Source organism: Streptomyces sp. NBC_01334 (assembly GCF_035983595.1).
GTDB lineage: Bacteria > Actinomycetota > Actinomycetes > Streptomycetales > Streptomycetaceae > Streptomyces > Streptomyces coriariae.
Window position 1 is genome coordinate 512,901 of the sequence record NZ_CP130719.1, and the last position, 17,920, is coordinate 530,820.

18 protein-coding genes and 1 pseudogene are annotated in these 17,920 nt (G+C 69.6%); 9 read left to right on the plus strand and 10 right to left on the minus strand.

Going from position 1 to position 17,920, the window contains the following annotated elements:
• Nucleotides 1-22: 22 nt before the first annotated feature.
• The 5 genes from OG736_RS46930 to OG736_RS46950 form a co-directional block, all read right to left on the minus strand.
• On the minus strand, nt 23-1,087 hold the full coding sequence (locus OG736_RS46930) for a hypothetical protein (protein WP_327188289.1): 1,065 nt from the start codon (nt 1,085-1,087) through the stop codon (nt 23-25).
• Nucleotides 1,084-1,578, minus strand: a complete 495-nt coding sequence (locus OG736_RS46935; RefSeq protein ID WP_327188290.1) for an RNA polymerase sigma factor — start codon at nt 1,576-1,578, stop codon at nt 1,084-1,086. The genes OG736_RS46930 and OG736_RS46935 overlap by 4 nt, the downstream gene beginning before the upstream one ends.
• Before the next feature lie 77 nt (nt 1,579-1,655).
• Nucleotides 1,656-1,907 carry a hypothetical protein gene (locus tag OG736_RS46940; RefSeq protein ID WP_327188291.1) on the minus strand — a complete coding sequence of 84 codons (252 nt, stop codon included), beginning with the start codon at nt 1,905-1,907 and terminating at the stop codon, nt 1,656-1,658.
• A gap of 426 nt (nt 1,908-2,333) precedes the next feature.
• Nucleotides 2,334-2,603: a hypothetical protein gene (locus OG736_RS46945; RefSeq protein ID WP_327188292.1), complete on the minus strand. Its 270-nt coding sequence runs from the start codon at nt 2,601-2,603 to the stop codon at nt 2,334-2,336.
• A 64-nt stretch (nt 2,604-2,667) separates the two neighbouring features.
• The gene (locus OG736_RS46950) at nt 2,668-5,166 is read right to left on the minus strand and encodes an outer membrane protein assembly factor BamB family protein (RefSeq protein WP_327188293.1); all 2,499 of its coding nucleotides are present in this window, start codon (nt 5,164-5,166) and stop codon (nt 2,668-2,670) included.
• Nucleotides 5,167-5,594: 428 nt separating this feature from the next.
• Between OG736_RS46950 and OG736_RS46955 the strand changes: the two genes are divergently transcribed.
• The gene (locus OG736_RS46955; protein ID WP_327188294.1) at nt 5,595-5,768 is read left to right on the plus strand and encodes a hypothetical protein; all 174 of its coding nucleotides are present in this window, start codon (nt 5,595-5,597) and stop codon (nt 5,766-5,768) included.
• A 110-nt stretch (nt 5,769-5,878) separates the two neighbouring features.
• On the opposite strand, the gene OG736_RS46960 is transcribed toward OG736_RS46955, so the two are convergent.
• The 3 genes and pseudogenes from OG736_RS46960 to OG736_RS46970 all read right to left on the minus strand — a co-directional run.
• Nucleotides 5,879-6,019, minus strand: coding sequence for a hypothetical protein (locus tag OG736_RS46960; RefSeq protein ID WP_327188295.1), 141 nt, complete (start codon nt 6,017-6,019; stop codon nt 5,879-5,881).
• 85 nt (nt 6,020-6,104) lie between these two features.
• A complete protein-coding gene (locus OG736_RS46965) occupies nt 6,105-6,569 on the minus strand; it encodes a hypothetical protein (protein WP_327188296.1) in 465 nt (154 codons plus the stop codon).
• A 508-nt stretch (nt 6,570-7,077) separates the two neighbouring features.
• Nucleotides 7,078-7,221 (minus strand): annotated as a pseudogene (locus OG736_RS46970) (ZIP family zinc transporter); the annotation flags it as partial.
• A gap of 22 nt (nt 7,222-7,243) precedes the next feature.
• Between OG736_RS46970 and OG736_RS46975 the strand changes: the two are divergent.
• Nucleotides 7,244-7,477, plus strand: coding sequence for a hypothetical protein (locus OG736_RS46975; protein ID WP_327188335.1), 234 nt, complete (start codon nt 7,244-7,246; stop codon nt 7,475-7,477).
• Nucleotides 7,478-7,633: 156 nt separating this feature from the next.
• Here OG736_RS46975 and OG736_RS46980 read toward each other — a convergent pair whose 3' ends face one another.
• On the minus strand, nt 7,634-8,452 hold the full coding sequence (locus OG736_RS46980) for a hypothetical protein (RefSeq protein ID WP_327188297.1): 819 nt from the start codon (nt 8,450-8,452) through the stop codon (nt 7,634-7,636).
• Between the two features lie 718 nt (nt 8,453-9,170).
• Here OG736_RS46980 and OG736_RS46985 point away from each other — a divergent pair.
• Both OG736_RS46985 and OG736_RS46990 read left to right on the plus strand, forming a co-directional pair.
• Complete coding sequence (locus OG736_RS46985) at nt 9,171-9,605, plus strand: hypothetical protein (RefSeq protein WP_327188298.1); 435 nt, start codon at nt 9,171-9,173, stop codon at nt 9,603-9,605.
• 313 nt (nt 9,606-9,918) lie between these two features.
• A complete protein-coding gene (locus OG736_RS46990; RefSeq protein WP_327188299.1) occupies nt 9,919-10,308 on the plus strand; it encodes a hypothetical protein in 390 nt (129 codons plus the stop codon).
• 456 nt (nt 10,309-10,764) lie between these two features.
• On the opposite strand, the gene OG736_RS46995 is transcribed toward OG736_RS46990, so the two are convergent.
• Entirely contained in the window at nt 10,765-11,667 is a 903-nt protein-coding gene (locus OG736_RS46995) for an ATP-dependent DNA ligase (RefSeq protein WP_327188300.1), read from the minus strand.
• 41 nt (nt 11,668-11,708) lie between these two features.
• Between OG736_RS46995 and OG736_RS47000 the strand changes: the two genes are divergently transcribed.
• The 5 genes from OG736_RS47000 to OG736_RS47020 are packed head-to-tail and all read left to right on the plus strand — an operon-like array spanning nt 11,709 to nt 17,877.
• Nucleotides 11,709-13,211, plus strand: coding sequence for a site-specific integrase (locus OG736_RS47000; protein ID WP_327188301.1), 1,503 nt, complete (start codon nt 11,709-11,711; stop codon nt 13,209-13,211).
• A complete protein-coding gene (locus tag OG736_RS47005; protein ID WP_327188302.1) occupies nt 13,208-15,040 on the plus strand; it encodes a hypothetical protein in 1,833 nt (610 codons plus the stop codon). Before OG736_RS47000 ends, OG736_RS47005 begins: the two co-directional genes overlap by 4 nt.
• A complete protein-coding gene (locus OG736_RS47010; RefSeq protein WP_327188303.1) occupies nt 15,033-15,398 on the plus strand; it encodes a hypothetical protein in 366 nt (121 codons plus the stop codon). Before OG736_RS47005 ends, OG736_RS47010 begins: the two co-directional genes overlap by 8 nt.
• On the plus strand, nt 15,395-17,479 hold the full coding sequence (locus tag OG736_RS47015) for a site-specific integrase (protein ID WP_327188304.1): 2,085 nt from the start codon (nt 15,395-15,397) through the stop codon (nt 17,477-17,479). Before OG736_RS47010 ends, OG736_RS47015 begins: the two co-directional genes overlap by 4 nt.
• On the plus strand, nt 17,476-17,877 hold the full coding sequence (locus tag OG736_RS47020; RefSeq protein ID WP_327188305.1) for a hypothetical protein: 402 nt from the start codon (nt 17,476-17,478) through the stop codon (nt 17,875-17,877). Before OG736_RS47015 ends, OG736_RS47020 begins: the two co-directional genes overlap by 4 nt.
• Nucleotides 17,878-17,920: the final 43 nt, after the last annotated feature.

Genomic DNA, 17,920 nt, shown 5'->3' on the forward strand with positions numbered 1-17,920 from the left:
TATGAGCCCGATCTGCTGGACTTCAGCCCAGTTCGGAGAGGTTGCGGATGGTTGCGGTACCGGACCGGACGATCCAGGTCCCGCTGCCGGATGGTGTCTCGTCCGAGCGGGCCTTGAGGTTGTCGACGTTCATGGTCGGCGGCCATTGGGTGTGCCGAGACCAGCGCACACCACTGAGGTCGATATCGGTCAGGTCGGCGGTACGCAGATCGTCTTTGGTGAAGTCGTCCAGAACCGTGCGCACCGAGGCGGTGTCGAGGACGGGTGGCTGTTGACGCAGCACCAGACCGATGGCCCGGCACACCTCCTTGGTGCGGATATCGATGATGGCGGCGGGCGCGAAGTCGAAGTCGAAGCTGAGGGCGAGAGCGAGGTCGCGGGCGCGGGCGCGGGCGCGGTCGAGGTCAAGGGCATGGTCGCGGTCGAGGACGTGGTCGAGGTTGAGGGCGCCGGCCATGATGCGATGCAGGTCGCGGACGCGGTGGCGGTCCAACCCGCTCAGGAGCACATGGTCGAGGTCGAGTGCGAGGTCGAGTGCGAGGTCGAGCGAGACAGCGATGGCTCGGTCGAGGGTACGGGTGAGATGCCGGGCACGGACGGGGTTGAAGACGGAGCGGCGGGCGGAGATGCGGCTGAGGTCCTGGGCGAGGCTGAGAGCTCGGGTGAGGGCTCGGCTGAGGGATCGGCGGAGGGTGCGGTGGTTGCGGGTGTGGCCAAGGGAGTGGCCGGGAGCGAGTTTGCGGCTGACTGTTTTGACGTGGGGGTCGTTGCGGAGGGTCATGCGGTCTGCCGGGCTGACAGCGCTCAGGAGTTCTTCTGCGTCGACAGGGTCGTGTGTTGTGGCGGGCGTGGCGGGCGTGGCGGGCTGGGGTGTGGTGGGGAGGATGGCGGCGAGCCCGGCTTCGGTGTCCAGGACGGTGTCGAGGTTGTCGACGGTGGTGTCGTGGCGGGAGTGGATAAGGACTTCCCGCAGACCGGCTTCGATGTCGAGGACGTCGTCCAGGGAGTTGGCCAGGGTGTGCTGGTGCCGGGCGAGCCGGTCGCTGACGGCCTGGTCGTAGTGGTCGTGTGCCCGGTGGTCGGTCACTGTCCCTCCTCCCGTTCCTTAAGGAACTCGGCTACGGTGCGTCGGGCTTTGTAGAGGCTGGCGCGGACGGCGTCGTCGGTCATGCCGAGGTGCTGGGCGATCTCGGCGGGGGTGAAGCCTGCCAGGGCCCAGGCCAGGACCTGGCGCTGCCGGGGCGGCAGGCTGCGTAGTACAGGCAGCAGGTCGTGCCGGGTCTCCCATTCCGCGATGGCGTCCGGATGGGCCAGCAGCGACGTCGGCTCCGGTACCTGTTCCACGGGCTGTTCCTCGGCCGAGGCGATCTTGCGGACGAGCGCGCGGGAGGCGACCGTATGCGCCCATGCTCGGGGATGTTCGATGTCCTCCCAGCGCTGGTAGGCGGCTGCCATGGTGTCCTGGGCGATGTCCGCGGCGATGTGCACGCTGGCGCCTTGGTTGACCAGGAATCCCACAAGCGGGCCGACGGCGGTGCGGTAGAAGGCGCTGAACGCTTCGTCCTTCGCCTGCCGCAAGCCATGCCGTAGGCGTGAATGCCCGGATGGCGCTGGTGCGGCGGGGCGGTCGGTGCCCTCCGCCGGGTCGTGGCTGCTCACGCTGCTTTGTCCTCCCCATGCTCCGGAGCGCGGGAAATCTTCACCCGCAGTCGGTGGCCGTCACGGTGCTGGTCGTCGAGTTCCACCCGGCCACAGCCGGCCACCGCCCTGGCGACTCCGAGAAGGTAGTCGTGCCGGCTCTGCTCGCGTCGAGCCCGCCAGCGCAAGCGCAGCCAGAGCCCCAGCAGTGCGCAGCCCTTGGCGATGACGACCGAGCCGATGGTGATGACGGCCGTGGTCGTGTCCATGACTGCCCCTTCCCTGACACCGGGCGTGGCCCCGGATTGAGTCTTGTGCAGTGAAGAGGCTGAGGGACCTTGATCGTGAACTTCTGGAAGCGGAAATTTTCCGCAGGTTGTCCGGGCCCGTGTATCCGAGTGGGGGCGGTAGAGGGGTACTTGCTCGCGCAATGGGCTGCGCAACGCTGTGACCTGCGCTGGACGGGCCTGTGGTCGGGTCCCGGCATTCATGGTCGGGCCTGTGGTCGGGGTATCGCGCAGACCACGAGCGGGTGCGCAGTCGCCCGCTGCGCACCGTCTACGGCACCTGTGGGTCCATCCAGCCAACCCGGTGACCGGAGCGGCGCACGGGGTGCCACACGGCCGCGGCGGGTCCGTGCTGGAGGAGGTCGGTCATGGGTGCGGCGAGCACGGTCACCTCGCGCAGGAGCAGGGCTACCGCGGGGTCGACGTCGGCCGCGTGCAGGGCTCGGATGCGGTTGTCGATGCTGGCGGGCCGGCGGCGTCCAGGACGAACAGCAGTCGCGGGAAGAGCGGGTAGTGCCGCCGCCACTCCTCCTCGCCTCCCCGGACCGCCTCCATCGTGCGGCGCCGGCCGACCGGCGTCGGCACGTACTGGTGCAGGCGGGCGTAGGCGCGGAGCTTGGATGCAAGGCGTTCGGGGCCCATGGTCGCCCGGTCGACCTCGAGGAACGCCCGCAGCATCGAAAGCCGGTCTGGTTGTCCATCAGGTGAGGGCGGGGCGAAGGCGGTGGGCTGGTGGGTGGTGTCAGCGCTGTTGAGCGATGGGGTCGGCTTGGTCTCGACTGTCGGGGTCGGTGAGGGTGGTGATGTGGTCGGGGGTGGCGTGAAGGTAGGTGATGGCTGCGCCGCTGGTGGGTGTGCTCCATCGGTGGGTGCCGTTCGTGCGGTTGATGGCGTGGAGCTGTCCGTCCTTCCCGGCGGCGTAGACGGTGTCTCCTACGACTTGGGGGTCCGCGGTGATGTAGTCGCCTGTGGGCGCGGCCCAGACGCGGGCGCCGGTTGTGGCGTCGAAGGCGTAAAGGTGCTTGTCGAGGCCCGTCGCGTAGACGTGATCGCGGTCGATGGCGGGTGTCTTCCGGGTGAGATCGGTGGGTGCCGACCAGCGGGGGGTGCCGGTGGCGGCGTCCAGCGCGTAGAGGCGTCCGTTGTAGTCGGTGAAGTAGATCAACCCGTTCGCTGCCTGCAGGCTCGTCAGCGGGTTGGGGTACGGGCCGGCGGTCTGCCACAACTGGCGGCCGGTGACGGCGTTGAAACTGCGGATGCGGCCTTCGGTGTCGCAGGCGGCCATGATTGCGGTGCCAGTTGATACTGCTGTCTCAGCTGTTTGGTCTGCCTTCCACTGTGAGATGCCGCTGAGGCAGTCGACACCTTGTGTTTCTATGTCGCTGCTCATCAGGCAGGTGGCACCGATTTCCGTAAGGAATTCACTTCCGGTGTGCCAGAGCACGGTGCCGGTACGCGTGCTGAGCGCGGCTGTCACCCGCTCCGTCGACCCCGCCCAGATGACGACGTACAGGACATCGGATGTCCTGCTCAGCGTGGCGCTGACTACATTGAAAAGATCGGGGTCGGCGCTTGTGGGCCGCAGGTTCGACAGATTCCGTTCCCACCTGAAGGATCCGGTGCTGCTGTCGCGGGCCTGGACGACGGCGTCTCGAGTGGGGTAGACGGCGTGATCGTCTGCGGCCATCGGCCCCCGCATTGCAATGTTGACGACGGGGGACGGTTCCCGCCATCGCGTGGTTCCCGTGGCGATGTCCACCGCCCGGATCGTGTCGTGGTCCTGGAGGAACCAGGAGTCACGGGTGACCGCGTCGAGGTGGGTGCTGTAGGGGAAGGTTGCTGTCCACCGGACGGGCGGGACCTGCTCGGCAGCTGTGACGGGATGTCTTGCCGCATGCCGGCTGTGTGAGGCAGGCGGTGTGCGGGGCGGGGGTGCTGCGGTCGTGGCGGTCAGGGCGAGCAGCAGGACAGTGGCCGCGGCGCGCAGCCGGTGGTCTCGCAGAGCGCGGACGCTCCGCTGCGTCCAGGGCATACGCCCGCGCTCCACGTCATCGGCGCCGTCTCCGCTGCCCGGTAATGACCCAGGAACGCCGGCCGGCCTGCCGGGGGTGCGCCGCGCTTGTCTGCCGGTCAGCCGCCTCGTTGGCGAAGCCGCCACCGGAGAGGGGGGCGCGGCGGTCGCCGTCGCGGATTCGGCTGCTGCCCGCCCATGCGCGTGAGCGTCGGCTTCTAGCGCCTTCAGCCTGGACTGATGGCTGGTCGGGGCATTGTCTGGGTTGTCCAGACCCGGGGCGTGGACAACCCAGAGCGCGCCTTCGATCACGGTGGCGGACTCGTCGTCTGGCGCCTTAGGGGCTTGAATCCCCAGACGTCGCCGTACGCCCGCCAGCTGCTTGTGGCGTGCCGTCCGCCGGCTGTCGACCGTTTCCAGGAGCGCTTCGTACTCCCAGTGCTGAGGCTGCTGATGGTCCGCGCTGGCGCGCTGAGCGTCTTCCGGTCCCTCACCCGTGGCGGTGTCGTGCCGGTCGGCGCCGGAGGGGGCGCTCTGGTTGAGGGCGTGAAGAGCGCGCCGGTAGCCCTGCGCCTGGCGGCGGACGTCGGCGAGGAGTACCTCGGTGGACGCACGGTCGTGGAACGCCAGTTCCAGCCGCTCCTCGGCTTGCGTGAGCGTCCTGGTGAACGCCTCCAGGTCTCGCTGCACCGTCGTGACCGACCGGGCCTGCCCCAGCGCCTGGTCCCGCTCCGCCTCCAGCTGCGCACAGCGCTTCTCGAGCGAGGTGATCGTCGCTTCGAGTACGCGGATGGTGTTCTGGTTGTCCAGCAGTGCTTGCTGGACCTCGATGTGGCCGCGCCGTGCGTCGTCCAGACGGATCTGCAGCTCCCGCAGCGACAGACCCGCCCCGCCGGAGGTGACGGCACGGTCCTTTGCCGCAGCCGCGGACGCAGCCGCGCGAAACAGCTCGCGACCGCGTTCCAGCTCCCTCGCCTGCCGGCTCGGATCGGTGATCAGGCAGGTGACCACCTTGCGCAGCAGAGGCAGGGGGATCGGCTTGCGGCCGTTGCGGAATTCGCCCCATGTGGCGCGCTGGTAGGTGTTGAACTCAGCGACCAGCTGGTCCAAGGTCCGGCCCGCAGTGATCTGCCGCAGCCATGCTGCCAGGGCATCTCCCTGCGGGCTGACTCCGGCGAGCGGACCCTCTCGCCGCCCGACCCGCCGCTGCGGCTGCTGACCGTCGGGCATCCCCCACGCCCTCCCGTTCCTCGTCCAGGCGCGTCCACCCACTGCACTCACGCCCACCTGCGCAGACGCCCCAACCCTGTCGTGGACAACCACACCTGCCGCCAGTCTGGTGCTCCACCCTCACACACCCCGCACCAAGGCAGTCCCTCATGCACACAACGCAACGCAACCGCCTGATCCCGACCACTCGCCGCCCGCTATCGACCACCCTGACCGGGATCACACAGTCCGGCGTTGGGGCACCACCGCACCCTCAGACACCCCACCGTCAGCTCGAGACCTTCGAACGGCAGATCGCGCAATCCGCCGCCCCAGGCCGTCCGGTCTGCCGTTCACCGGCCGGCGCCCGTCAGCTTGAGCCCCACTACCTGTGGCCTGCCCGGCCGCCTACGTGCTCTCACACCGACCAACACAGGGGATTCGCTTCCATGTCCACGCTGGCGCTGCTCGTCGTCCTGCTTCTCGTTCTTGTCGGCCTCCTCGTCGTCGGCGGCCTTGCCTATCTCGCCCGTCGACACCCGGCCTGGGTGCAGCCGCTGCTTGTCGGGCTCGCGGGAGTGACGGCCCTTGCCGCGCTGATCACACCGGTTGTCGCCCGCTGAAACCTTGTCTCCGGGCGTCTGCGCAATGCTGTGACCTGCGCTGGTCGGGCCTGTGGTCGGGGCATTGCGCAGACCGCGAACGGGTGCGCAGTCGCCTGCTGCGCACCCGTCTACGGCGCCGGCTGATCCGTCCAGCCGACCCGGTGTTCGGGATTGCGCACGGGGCGCCGCATGGTTGCGGCGGGTCCGTGCTGGAGGAGGTTGGTCGTCGGTGTGGCCAGCACCGTCGCCTCTCGCAGGAAGAGTGCCACCGCGAGGTCCCCGTCAGCTGCGTGCGGCGCGCGGACACTGTTGCCCCGGAAGGGCAGACCTTCCGGGGCAACAGTGCGCTGGGGGTCAGCCGAAGTTGTAGATGGTGACGGTCACGGATCCGCCTTCGGCGCTGATGGTGTACTCGCCGGGGCCTGTGTAGGGCACGCAGCCGTCGGCGAGGATGTCGTCGTCGTTGATGCCGGTGTCGTCCTCTCCCACGAAGGCGCACACCTCGGTGACGGGGTGGGGGACGTACCGGTGTTCGGCGCCGCCGAACAGCGGATAGCGCGGCAGGGTGGGGGTGTTGATGTCCCGGTCCGGGTGCTCCCACAGGGCGGTCTGCTGGCCCCACGGCGCCCTCACGGCGACTTCGCCGTAAGGTTCGGGCAGGTCGTTGTCGTCGCTCTCGCGGGGGTTGGAGAACTCGATCGAGTACGTGATGGGCCCGACAGCCGACTGGGCCTGGGCCGCGCCGACGCTCGCTCCGCCGACCAGCATCAGGGCTGCCGAGGCAAGAACCAGCAGTCGACCCGCACTTGTGGGACGCATCCCAATCCCCTTTCACTCTTGGTAGCCGACTGGCTACATCGAGTACGCTATGAGGTGGGTGAGACCGCTTCGCCAGGCCCACTGGGTAAACCCCCCGGAGGAATGGGACCGCAGCCCACCGCAGTGGTCGGGTGCGCGGGCGCGCACCCGAGTGCTTGCCCGCGGCCGCCCTGTACGACCTGCACCCTGGCGAACCCCGCACGCCCCGCCCGGGTGTGATGTGCCGCTTCTACTCACTCCGGCGACAGCCCCTGACCGCCGCAGCGGGGCGCCGGGCGAACTTGCCGGGGGCACGCTGGGAAGGGTGAAACAGCGCGTCGATCGTCGTAGCGCGTCGGCGGCCGCCTTCGCGCAGCTTGGGCTGCCGCCTGCCGCCTGCCGCCTGCCGCCTGTTGCATCCTGCCGTCCGTACGCCTGTGACACCCTTGTGGCGCTCACGACCACCAGACGCACAGGGCACTTTGCCTCAGACGCCGCCTGGTACGGCATGGCGGCACCGTTCACCACATCAGGTGTGGGAGAGGGCGAAGGAGACGAGGAAGCCGCTGACGGTGATCAGGCCGATGGCCAGGTGGGCGTCGTCGAACGCTTCGGGGATCATCGTGTCGGCGACCATGGCGAGGATGGCCCCGGCCGCCACCGCGGTCACTGCCAGACATCTGGGATGCCAGGTCGTGCATCTGGTCGACGTCGTGACCGGCTCGGCCGCTACCCTCACCCCGGCCGGGGGTCGGTGGGAGGTTCGCGAGGGCGGTCTGTTGCGGCTGTGGGAGCGGATTGAGACTGTGTTCAGCGCCTACGACGAGGCGGACCGGCCGAGGCCGGAGACGTTCACCCTGCACGTCTACGACGGCCAGCAGCACCAGCGGCACCCGCACCTTCCCAGCCTGCTGCTGCCGAGGCTCTGAGCGAGCCCTGGAAACTCCAGGTGCCCGGGCGGGGAGCGTGACGGCCCCCGTGTGGGCGCCTGGCCTTGTCCCGTTGAGGGCAGCCCCTGCACCCCGACCAGCAGTCTCTGCACGCCGCCGAGACGGCAGTGGCCGTTCACGCCAGACGCCGGGCGGTCACAGGCCGGCCGGCGGCTCTGCGGGCTCGGGGTGGACGGTCAGCCACTGCTGAAGCTCGCGGTGCCGGAACTGGTAAGCCGGGCCCGCGTAGCGCAGCAGTCCCGCCTCACACGCCCAGTCCAGGAAGACCACCAGCCGGAACGGCAACCGACCCCTGGAGTACAGCAGGAATATCAGATACCGGCGCGTTGGGGCGCGCACCAGCGTGAGCACCAGTGCGAATGTCGTGGGTGGTACCAGGACGATCGCCAGCCCGGCTGCGGTCTGCTCAAACGTCGGGCGAGGGCCCGTGAGTGTCAACCCGAGCAGCAGCAGAAGCGCTGCTGTCACGGCCACCAGCGGGACCATCAGTCCGATTGCCAGGCGTAGCAGGAGATCGTCTCGTAGGAGTTGCCAGGGGTGTGCTTCCTTCGCAGGCGGGCCCCCCAGCCCGGTCTCCAGCCCGACGGCCAGCCCCTTTCCCAGCCCGAAAGGCAGTCCCGTCACGAAACCGAGCAGGAGAGCAGCCAGCAGAGTGATGGGCAGCCCGGCCCCGGAAGGCAACACCACGATTGCGGTCGAGAAACCGGCCCACCATGCGACTTTCAGTCCGTTGGTCAGGCCTGCCAGCCTGGCCGCCTCCAGAGCCGGACGGAATCCGCCCGGCTCAGGAATCCGCATCCGACTCACCGTGAGCTCACGCCTCTTGCTGAGCGCTGCTGATACGGCTACCGCGACCGTCACCAGTGCCACCTCGCCCAGCCCGGACGGAAGAGCGACATAGGACACGATCGCGGCAAGAAGAACGGCGCAGGCGGTCAGCGCGATACCGGGCATTTGTGGACGTCCGTCCCAAGAGGAGCGATCCCGACGCCCAAGCGCAGGGCGAGGGATGGGTTCGCAGCGACGCTGAACGCAGCTTCCGTCTTGAGCACTGACTGCCATCAGAGTCATCGACGAGCCGGGTGGTCAGGCAACCCCCGTGGCAACCACGTTGTATGTGGAGGCCTTTACTGTGTCCGTGGCCCTAGCCGCGGTGGTCGGTCTCGCGCTGGCCGCACACAACTGGCTGGACGCGCCCCCCCGGCTGCCGCGACAGAGCCGGCTACACCCGCCCCTGTCGCGCCCCCCCGCCGTCCAGGACAAATTGCGGAAGTTACAGCGTCGAGGCCGGGCCGCAACGGCCGCCCGGAGATCCCACGCACCCTCCTCACTCACGATCTGCTCCTTCCCGTCCTCGACGGCCTCGACGAGATCCCGGCCGGCTGAAGACGTCATCGCCTACCTCGCAGAGGTGGATTGGCCGGCCCGTGTCGACTGGGCACGCTTATGGAATGCGCCTGCTGCTGGAGTGTCGAATCACCCGCGCGGGTAAATGAAACTGCCTCGTGGTGTCGGCTACGCTCCAGAGCGGCAGGTCAGCGTCTGCCGGTGCCCTGCCGAACTGCCCACGCCAGTCGGCGCTGCGGCCAAGGTTCTTCGAATCACGCAATCAAGAAACGGCACTCTCAGCCGGTCGCAGGCGTGGGCGACGTGACCGGGACAGGGAGTCGTTGTGACGACCAACCGAGCGCGCAAGCAGGCCACCCGGCACCGTGCCGCGCAGGAGAACATCCCCTACTCGGAAGCCCGGCGCCAGGAGGCGCAAGAGGCGGGGACAGATGCTGGCCGCGCCAAGCTGGCCGAGTGTGAGGCCGGGATCATCGCAGCGAAGGAGCGGCACGACCGCAGCATCATGGAAGCCGCCGTCCAGCTTGCCGAGGCCTGCGGCTTGACTGACGTGCAGATGACCTACTTCCGTCTGGCCATCAGGTTCCTCATCCGAGCAGACGAGCCCTACAACTGCGGCCTCATCGGCGCTCGGATGACACGCCAGCATGTCGAGGACTCGATGGCAAAGGTGCGGTGTGCCGACCCCGGCGTCATGGCCGCGATCCGCCCGGTGATCGAGCACATGGTGGAGGCGCACAACAGCCACGCGCGCGAGTAGAAGGCGAAAGGCGGTCTGCCGGCAACCGGCAGACCGCCCTTCGCGGCTCCAGTTGGTCACGCCAACGGCAAGCTGCGGTCGGTGTGTCACGCCTCACCCGTCCGGGCGTCCGGCGGAGCGCGGTAGCCGACACGGCGGTCGGCAGCGTGGTCGCTCCGACCACTAGATGATCTATTCCAAGGAGCCAGTGATCGTAGGCGATCAGTGAGTGTAGGACGGTTTGTCCGGTGGCGTCGTTGTGCCAGATCGCGGCGGTCAACCCTCGTTCTCGTCTCCGCAGGCACCCCTTGGACCACACCACCAGGAGGAACCAGTGTCATACCCGCAACTGCTCACCCCCAAGGAGAAGCTCGCCGACGCGAAGAAGCTGTTGAGCCTCCCGCGTATCGTCGTGATCTGCGGCTCCACCCGCTTCATGACCGAGATGAACGAGGCCGATCTGCGGGAGACCAAAGCCGGAAAGATTGTCGTCAAACCGGGCTGTGACATGAAGTCGCCGCACGAACTTTGGTCCGATCCTGTCGAGGCCGAGGCGCTGAAGGTTCGACTCGACGATCTGCACCGGGCGAAGATCCGGCTCGCTGATGAGGTGCTCGTAGTCGGCGACTACATCGGAGACAGCACTCGAGCCGAAATCGCCTACGCCCGGTCGCTGGGCAAGCCCGTGCGGTTCACGCACCCCGAAGTCGACCCTGACGCCTGACCGCCCGCTGCCGCCTCGACAACCAGGGCCGGCAGCCCGCCGCCTGACCGTCTCGCGGTGGCTTCGGCCGCCGCCCACTCCACACCCTCCGCAGGCATCCCTTGGAATTGATCATCTAGAACCCAGCCATAACCCCGACCACGCTTCCGGCCGTGCCGCGTCCAGCCCTGACCACGGCTGGTCAGCGCACGGTCGGCGCCCGCTGAAGTTGCGCCCTGGCTGGGCGCTTCTCGTGTTGCCCCTCTTGGTGCCTTGCGCCCACCCGTGAATCCGCAGGTCACCACGCTGACCCTGCCGTGGTCGGGAGGCCGACATCCCCTCTACGCCCCCGAGTCCACACCCCACAGCAGGAAGAAAAGAGAAGTGGGTGGGTGGGACAGGCCCCGGGCGGCGGGCGAGGGGATCGGGGCGCGCTCAGCCGATTGCGCGTCGGCGGGGCCGCCGCGCCCGGCCGCCTCAGCGCGGCGGTGACGTCAGACGGGGGACGTCGGCAGGGGAGAGGTCAGGGCGCGCACGGTGCCAGCGTGCGGGATGCCGCCACCGGCCGGAGGCGTCGCGGGCGACGTCGACGCCGACTTCCACCACCAGCTCGGGTTCCACCAGCATGACGTTCAGCTTCTCCCGGTTGCCCCATCCAGCGGAGAACGACCGACCTGTCCACGCATGACCGCGCCGCGCCGCAGTGAGCAGACCGGCGATCGCTGCACCTGCCGCCTGAGAGAGGGAGGTGGTGCGGCCGACGTACTGAAACCGTCCTTGGTCGTCGTACCTGCCGAGCAGCAACGTGCGGGGAACAGACAGAGGGCCGGTGACTGCGCCGACGATCGCCTCGCTCGTCTCGCGGACCTTGTATTTCTCCCAACCCCTCACCGACGGCTTGTAGGCGCCGTCCAGCCTCTTGAAGACCACGCCCTCCATCCCGACCGACGCCCACATCAGCCACTCACGCACGACGTCGGCCTCGGTGGTCGACGGACACAGAACCCACGGCGCAGACAGCCGGCGGGCGGCGAACACGGACTCCAGCGCGGCCCTGCGCCGCCAGTACGGCCACCCGGTCGTATTCGTCCCGGACAGCCGCAACAGATCGAACGCGACGAAGTGGGCCGGCCCCTCCTCCGCCGCCCGGGCCGCCCCGGCACCACGCCGGGCAAGCCGGTTCTGCAGCCGCTCGAACGCGAGGCGGCCCGCGGCATCCCATACGACCAGCTCGCCGTCCAGCGCGGTCGCGTCCGGCAGTTGCACGACCCCGGCCACGACCTCAGGAAACGACGGCCCCATTTCGGTGCCACGCCTGGAGCGCAGCGCTACCTGGCCCGCGTCGACGGAGACGAGAGCCCGAAAGCCGTCCCACTTCACTTATGCGCTGTTGAACTGTCCGCGGGATAGAGTCCGGCGCCATGTCGATCACGGGATGGCGGGTGCACTTCACTCGCCGGGAGCTGGCGCGGCCACGCGAAGTGACGCCGTTCATGCGGGAGTTCGGCTTGCTGTTCGCCGGACTCGATGGATGGTTGGACGAGCGGGGTGTGCCGGAGGGCCAGCCGTTCCTGCTCAGCCCGAAGGGCGAATACGACGTCGAACTGAACCGGTATTTCTCGGTGTGGCTGGCGTCGTCGCCGTGGAACACGCAGGCTGCCCACGCTCGTGATCTGCGTACGTTCTTCGACTTCTTGTGGTTTGCGCGAGACGAATGCGGGTGGCGGGATGCGACGGTGGACGACCGCGCGGTGTACGAGTGGTGGCGCCGGCGGGACGAGCATGGGCCGCGTGTTGAAGACGGCACCTGGGACCGGGAGGTGTCTACGGTCAACCAGTTCTATCTGTGGGCGATCGAGCAGGATCTTGTACGGGCGAATCCGATCCGACAACGCGCTGCGGCCGCGTGGTCGCCGTGGACCGGCGGCGCCGGGCGGGGAGCCGTGCGGCAGGTTCCGGCTGAGGCGTCGCACACGGGGCCGCGGCGCGAGGTGAAGTGGCTGCCGCCCGCCTCGTACCGGGTGTGGCGGAACGTGGGGCTGTGCGGCTTCGACGCGGGAGAGCTGCCTCGGCCGTCGTTTCGTGGCCGGTGGGCGGCGCGGAACGCGGCGTACGCGGACAGCATGGTCCGTACGGGCCTGCGGTTGTGCGAGCAGTCGGCACTGACGGTGTTCGAGCTGCCGGAGATGCCGTCTGCCGGGTCGGGCATCGTCAACGCCCGTACGGTGCTGCCGCAGGCGATCGCCAAGGGCTATTCGGGGCGGGCGGTGTACTGGCCGGTGTCCGCGTTGCGGGATGTGCGCGATTACATGGAGTGGGATCGGCGCGAGAGCCTCGACTACGGCCGCTCGCGCGGCTTCTACACCCCCACCCGCCGCTCGCTGCTGGTGGAGGACCCCTCCAGACCGGTGGTGCGGATGGCGGGCCGGTGGCTGCCGGTGGCCCGGCTGGATGCCGGTGAGCGGCGGCGCCTGCTGGTGGCCACGCCGGGGGGTGGGTGGGAGCCGGCGATGGTGTGGCTGAACCAGTGGGGCCTGCCAATGAGCATGTCCGGGTGGAAGCAGGTCTTCGCCGATGCCAACGCCCGCTGCCGCACACAGGGTGTCGGCGTGCGGGCGACGCCGCACATGCTGCGCCACTCGTACGCGGTGATCACTCTTGAGCTGTTGTGGCGCGGGCATCTGCAGGCGCTGGGCGAGATGAATGAGCAGCAGCGGCTGACCTATCAGCGGGTGTTCGGGGATCCGCTGAACTGGGTGCGGATCAGGCTCGGTCACCGGTCGGCGACCACCACGGCGATCTATCTGCACACGTTGCAGGAGCTGGAGATGCGTACGCGGCTGGAGTTGGTGCCGGAGGGGGCGTGGGAGCCGGCGGGCTTCAGCGCGGAGGGCTGGCTGGAGCGGTCGGAGGTGGCCGCGTGAGCGGGGATCCGGCGCGCGCGGGGCGCGGGCGTACGGCGGCGGTGCCGGACGGCTTCTATCAGCCGCCGCCCACAGTGGAACTGCCCGAGGACGGCGGCGCACCGGTGGTCCGTTTCACCGGGGAGGACGGCCGCGAGTGCGTCTTCCGGTTCGAGGAGCTGCCGCTGGAGGGGCTGCACCGGGACTTCGCCCACGCGCTCGGTGCGCGGATCGGGCCGGGCGGCGGGCGCCGTACGCAGCGGGCGGCGACGTCCCACTGGCAGTCGGTCAAGCGGTTCTTCCTGCTCCTGGACCAGTTGCCCGCGCCGCCGGGGTGCGTGGAGGAGCTTCGGGTGCGTCATCTGCAGCGGTATCTGATGACCCGGCGACAAACGTGCAGTGAGAAGTCGGCCCGCAAGAATCTGCAGGACCTGCTGTTGCTCATGCGGGCGCTGCCCGCCCAGGACCGGCTGGACAGCCAGGTGGCGGACTTTGTAGGGCAGCGGGGGCACGGCGTGGACGCCCAGCAGGTCGGCCAGCCCGGGTACTCCGACCGTGAGTTCCAAGCAATCATGGCCGCCGCCCGTTCCGACGTCGTGGCCATCCGCGACCGGATCGCGGCCGGCGAGGCGCTCCTGCAGCAGTTCCTGCACCGGCCCGGCTCGCTGTCCGTCGCAGACCGGGGACAGGGGGCACGGCTGGAGGCGATGGCCCGCACCGGGCGGGTCCAGGTGGACTTCCGCGGCCTGGCGGTGGGCGAGTTCCCGGCGGCCTGCTACGAGCAGGCGCGGCAGCTGTTCGTGGTCGCCGAGGACCTCACCCCGCTGCTGGTCTACGCGGCCGGGCTGACCGGACGGAACCCGGAGACGCTCAAGGAACTGCCCTCCAAGCATCGGCTGGTGGAAGACCGGGCGGTGGCGGTGACACTGACCAAACGCCGTCGGGGCAAGGCCAACTCGCGCACCAGCGTGCACTGGAGCGTTGACGCGGACCCGGCCCGGCAGCTGCGGACCGCGGGCAGCTTCTATCTGCTGCTGCACCGGATCATGGCCCGCAGCCGCGCCTTCTCCGGCACGGCGGCGGTGTGGTCGATCTGGGCCGGCAACGGGCACGGCGCCGTCCGAAACGCCTCAACCGGCGGGCACACCGGCCCGTTCGACGCCGAGCTGGCCCGCAAGCTCCACCTCGGCCACTGGGCCCAGCAACACGGTCTGGCCGGGGACGACGGGGCGCCGTTGCAGATGAAGCTGACCCGGATCAAGAAGACGGTCGAGGCCCGCACGGCCAAGCAGGTCGGCGGACATCTACCGTCCGCACGGCTGACGAACACGGCGGAGACGTCCTTCGCCCACTATCTGCGCGGGGACCCGTTCATTACCGAGTGGGCCGCCGAGGTCCTGACCGAGGCGATCACAGACGCCGAACAGCACGCCCGCGCGGTCGTGCTTCGCCTGGGCGGCGCGGATGCCGGCACTGTGACTGAGGATGTGCGGCAGCGGGCCGCGGCCGGTGAGCTGGACACGCTCGCCGCCGCGTGCGCGGATATCGAGCACGGTCCGGACGGCGGCCGGTGCCGGGAGTCGTTCCTGGCCTGCTTCGGTTGCCCGAATGAAGCTGACCCGGATCAAGAAGACGGTCGAGGCCCGCACGGCCAAGCAGGTCGGCGGACATCTACCGTCCGCACGGCTGACGAACACGGCGGAGACGTCCTTCGCCCACTATCTGCGCGGGGACCCGTTCATTACCGAGTGGGCCGCCGAGGTCCTGACCGAGGCGATCACAGACGCCGAACAGCACGCCCGCGCGGTCGTGCTTCGCCTGGGCGGCGCGGATGCCGGCACTGTGACTGAGGATGTGCGGCAGCGGGCCGCGGCCGGTGAGCTGGACACGCTCGCCGCCGCGTGCGCGGATATCGAGCACGGTCCGGACGGCGGCCGGTGCCGGGAGTCGTTCCTGGCCTGCTTCGGTTGCCCGAATGCCCTGGTACTGGCGCGGCACCTGCCCGCACTGCTCGCGCTGACCGACACCCTGCGCGAGGACCTGCAGCGGCGGGACGCCGAGCAGTGGGCAGCCCGGCACGGGGCGACCTGGCAGATCATCACCCGCGACCTCCTGCCCCGGTTCAGCCCGGCCCAGCGCGCCGCGGCCATAAAGGCCAAGCCCGTCCTGCCGCTCAGTCTGCTGGACGGCCCGAAGGAGCAGGCGTGAGCAGTGCCGTCGATCTCGCCGCACAGCCCGGGCTCGTTCCCGGCGACGCCCTGGTGCTGGCCGGGCGTCCGCTGCGCGCCGACTGCGCGTTGGAGGAGACCTCCCGTTACGCCGACGACGTTTGGGTGCTGACACCGGCGTGGCTGCGCGTCGACCACATGCCGTTCAAGCTGGACTTCACCTTGGTCCCACCGTCGCTGCGCGCTACCGCCAAGCGGCTGTTCTACGCCCTGCTCACCCAGGACACCCCGCCCGGCGAACTGCCGATCTCGATCAGCAGCATCCGCACCTACTACGGCTGCGTGCGCCGCTTCCTGACGTGGGCGGATCGCCACGGCCGCACGCTGGCGCAGATCACCGGCGACGACCTGGACGACTACCACCGGGACGTGGTCGCCCTGCGGCTGTCGGCCGGCGCCACCAAGGGCCACCGCCGCGGCGTGCGGATGCTGTGGGCCTACCGCACCCGGCTTCCCGACCACCTTGCGCAGGATCCGCTGCGGCGCCCTGCCTGGCAGGCCTGGGTGCGAGCCCACTCCCGGCGCAGCGGGGAGAACCTCACCGACCGCGTCCCCGAGCAGGTCCTCGGGCCCCTGCTGACCTGGGCGCTGCGCTGGGTCGACGACTTCGCCGACGATGTCCTCGCCGCTCGCGCCGAGCGCGACGCCATTGACGCCCGCCCACCGGCAGGCCCCGACACGGTGGCGGCGCTGCACACGCTCCTCGACGACTACCGGTGCCGCGGGCAGCGGCTGCCCGCGGCACCGCCGCGCCTGGCCCCCGCGCGACGCCGGCCAGAGGTGTTCCCCAGCGTCAGCCACCTGGCCCGGCTGCTGGGCTTTCCCAAGTACCGGCTGAACAAGGGCGCACCTCTGCGGATAATCGCTGAGGTGGCCCGTGACCTGGGAGTGGACACCGACTGCCCGCTCACCCACAGCGTCCGGGGGCAGTTGGAGGGGCTGCCGTGGCTGCCGTACATCTCGTACTACGAGGCGGGCCGTATGGAGCGGCTGTTGCAGGTGTCCTGCTGGATCGTGATCGCCTACCTCTCCGGGATGCGCGATGCGGAGATCAAGCACCTGAAGCGCGGCTGCGTGAGTGTGCAGCGTGCCCCGGACGGCCATGTCTACCGGTACCGGCTGCACAGTCTCGCCTTCAAGGGCGAGGAGGCCCACGGCGTGGCAGCGACCTGGATCGTCACTGCCCCGGTTGCCCGCGCTGTCGCCGTCCTGGAACGGCTTCAACCGAACGAGGAGCCCTACCTGTTCGCCAAACCGCCCAGCTCGCCCAGTCACCGGCAACGCCAGGACCAACACCACGTACCGGGCAGCAACACCACCATCAAGGACATGACGGCACTGATCAGCTGGATTAACGCCTACTGCTTGGCCCATGACCGGCCGGACCGGGTCCCCGCGGACCGGGGACGACAGCCGCGCCTGACCACCCGGCAGTTTCGCCGCACCCTGGCCTGGTTCATCGCCCGCCGACCCGGCGGCACCATCGCCGGCGCCCTGCAGTACCGCCACCAGCGCATCCAGATGTTCGAGGGCTACGCCGGCACCAGCGACTCCGGCTTCCGCGACGAGGTCGAGGCCGAACAAGCCCTCGCCCGCGGCCAGTACCTCGCCGAGATGAGCGCAGATGGCGACCGGCCTGCGCTGACCGGCCCAGCCGGCGCGGAGGCCGAAGCAAGGCTCGCCGAGTTCGCGCGCCATGCCGTCTTCGACGGCCAGGTCGTCACCGACGAGGTCCGGCTACGCCGCATCGTCGCCCGCCACGACCCACACCTGCATCCAGGCCTGTTCGTCACCTGCGTCTACCAGCGCGACCGCGCCCTGTGCCGTACACCCTCCGGCCCCGCCGAGACACCGGTCATGGCCGACTGCCAGCCTCTGGCCTGCCGCAACACCGCCCTCACCCCCGCCAACCGGCAGGCCCTGGCCAGCCACCTCACCGACCTGGACACTGCCCTCGCCGACAGCGACCGCCTCGCCCCCTACATCCGCAACCGCCTCGAAGAACAACGCCGCGAGACAGCCGCGTTCCTCACCCGCCACACCCCGGAGCCCACGCCGTGAAACGCGCCCTGCCCGACGCCGACACCGTCAAAGCCACCATGGACACCGTCCTTGAACAGGCCGCCGCCACCGGACACCGCCCCACCGTCGCCGCCGTCGAGCGGCACCTCGGCATCCCGCACGCCACCTTCCACCGCCACTACAACGACCTGATCGACGAGCACTTCCGGCCCCGCATCCCGGCGCCCGCCCAGCCCGCGCCAGGCGACGAGACCAGCGGGCGGACGGAGTCGAACCTGCGCCGGCTGCGGCAGGAGAACACCGACCTGCGCCGCACCCTGGAGCTGTACGAGGAGGCCCTCAGACAGCTCACGCTCGAAAACGCAGTCCTGCGCCAAGGCGCCGCCGTCATCCCGCTACCCGCCCGGGCTCGGCCGGCCTCAGACACCCAGCCCTGAGGTCCCTTCGGTGCTTCCGGGCATGCGGGGCCGGGATCCGCAC

Bases quoted from the DNA above. Each gene is read 5' to 3' on its own strand.
- OG736_RS46940 (WP_327188291.1), bottom strand. From the start codon at position 1,907: ATGGACACGACCACGGCCGTCATCACCATCGGCTCGGTCGTCATCGCC.
- OG736_RS46950 (WP_327188293.1), bottom strand. From the start codon at position 5,166: ATGCCCGACGGTCAGCAGCCGCAGCGGCGGGTCGGGCGGCGAGAGGGT.
- OG736_RS47000 (WP_327188301.1), top strand. From the start codon at position 11,709: ATGTCGATCACGGGATGGCGGGTGCACTTCACTCGCCGGGAGCTGGCG.
- OG736_RS46965 (WP_327188296.1), bottom strand. From the start codon at position 6,569: ATGCGTCCCACAAGTGCGGGTCGACTGCTGGTTCTTGCCTCGGCAGCC.
- OG736_RS46980 (WP_327188297.1), bottom strand. From the start codon at position 8,452: ATGCCCGGTATCGCGCTGACCGCCTGCGCCGTTCTTCTTGCCGCGATC.
- OG736_RS46945 (WP_327188292.1), bottom strand. From the start codon at position 2,603: ATGCTGCGGGCGTTCCTCGAGGTCGACCGGGCGACCATGGGCCCCGAA.
- OG736_RS46955 (WP_327188294.1), top strand. From the start codon at position 5,595: ATGTCCACGCTGGCGCTGCTCGTCGTCCTGCTTCTCGTTCTTGTCGGC.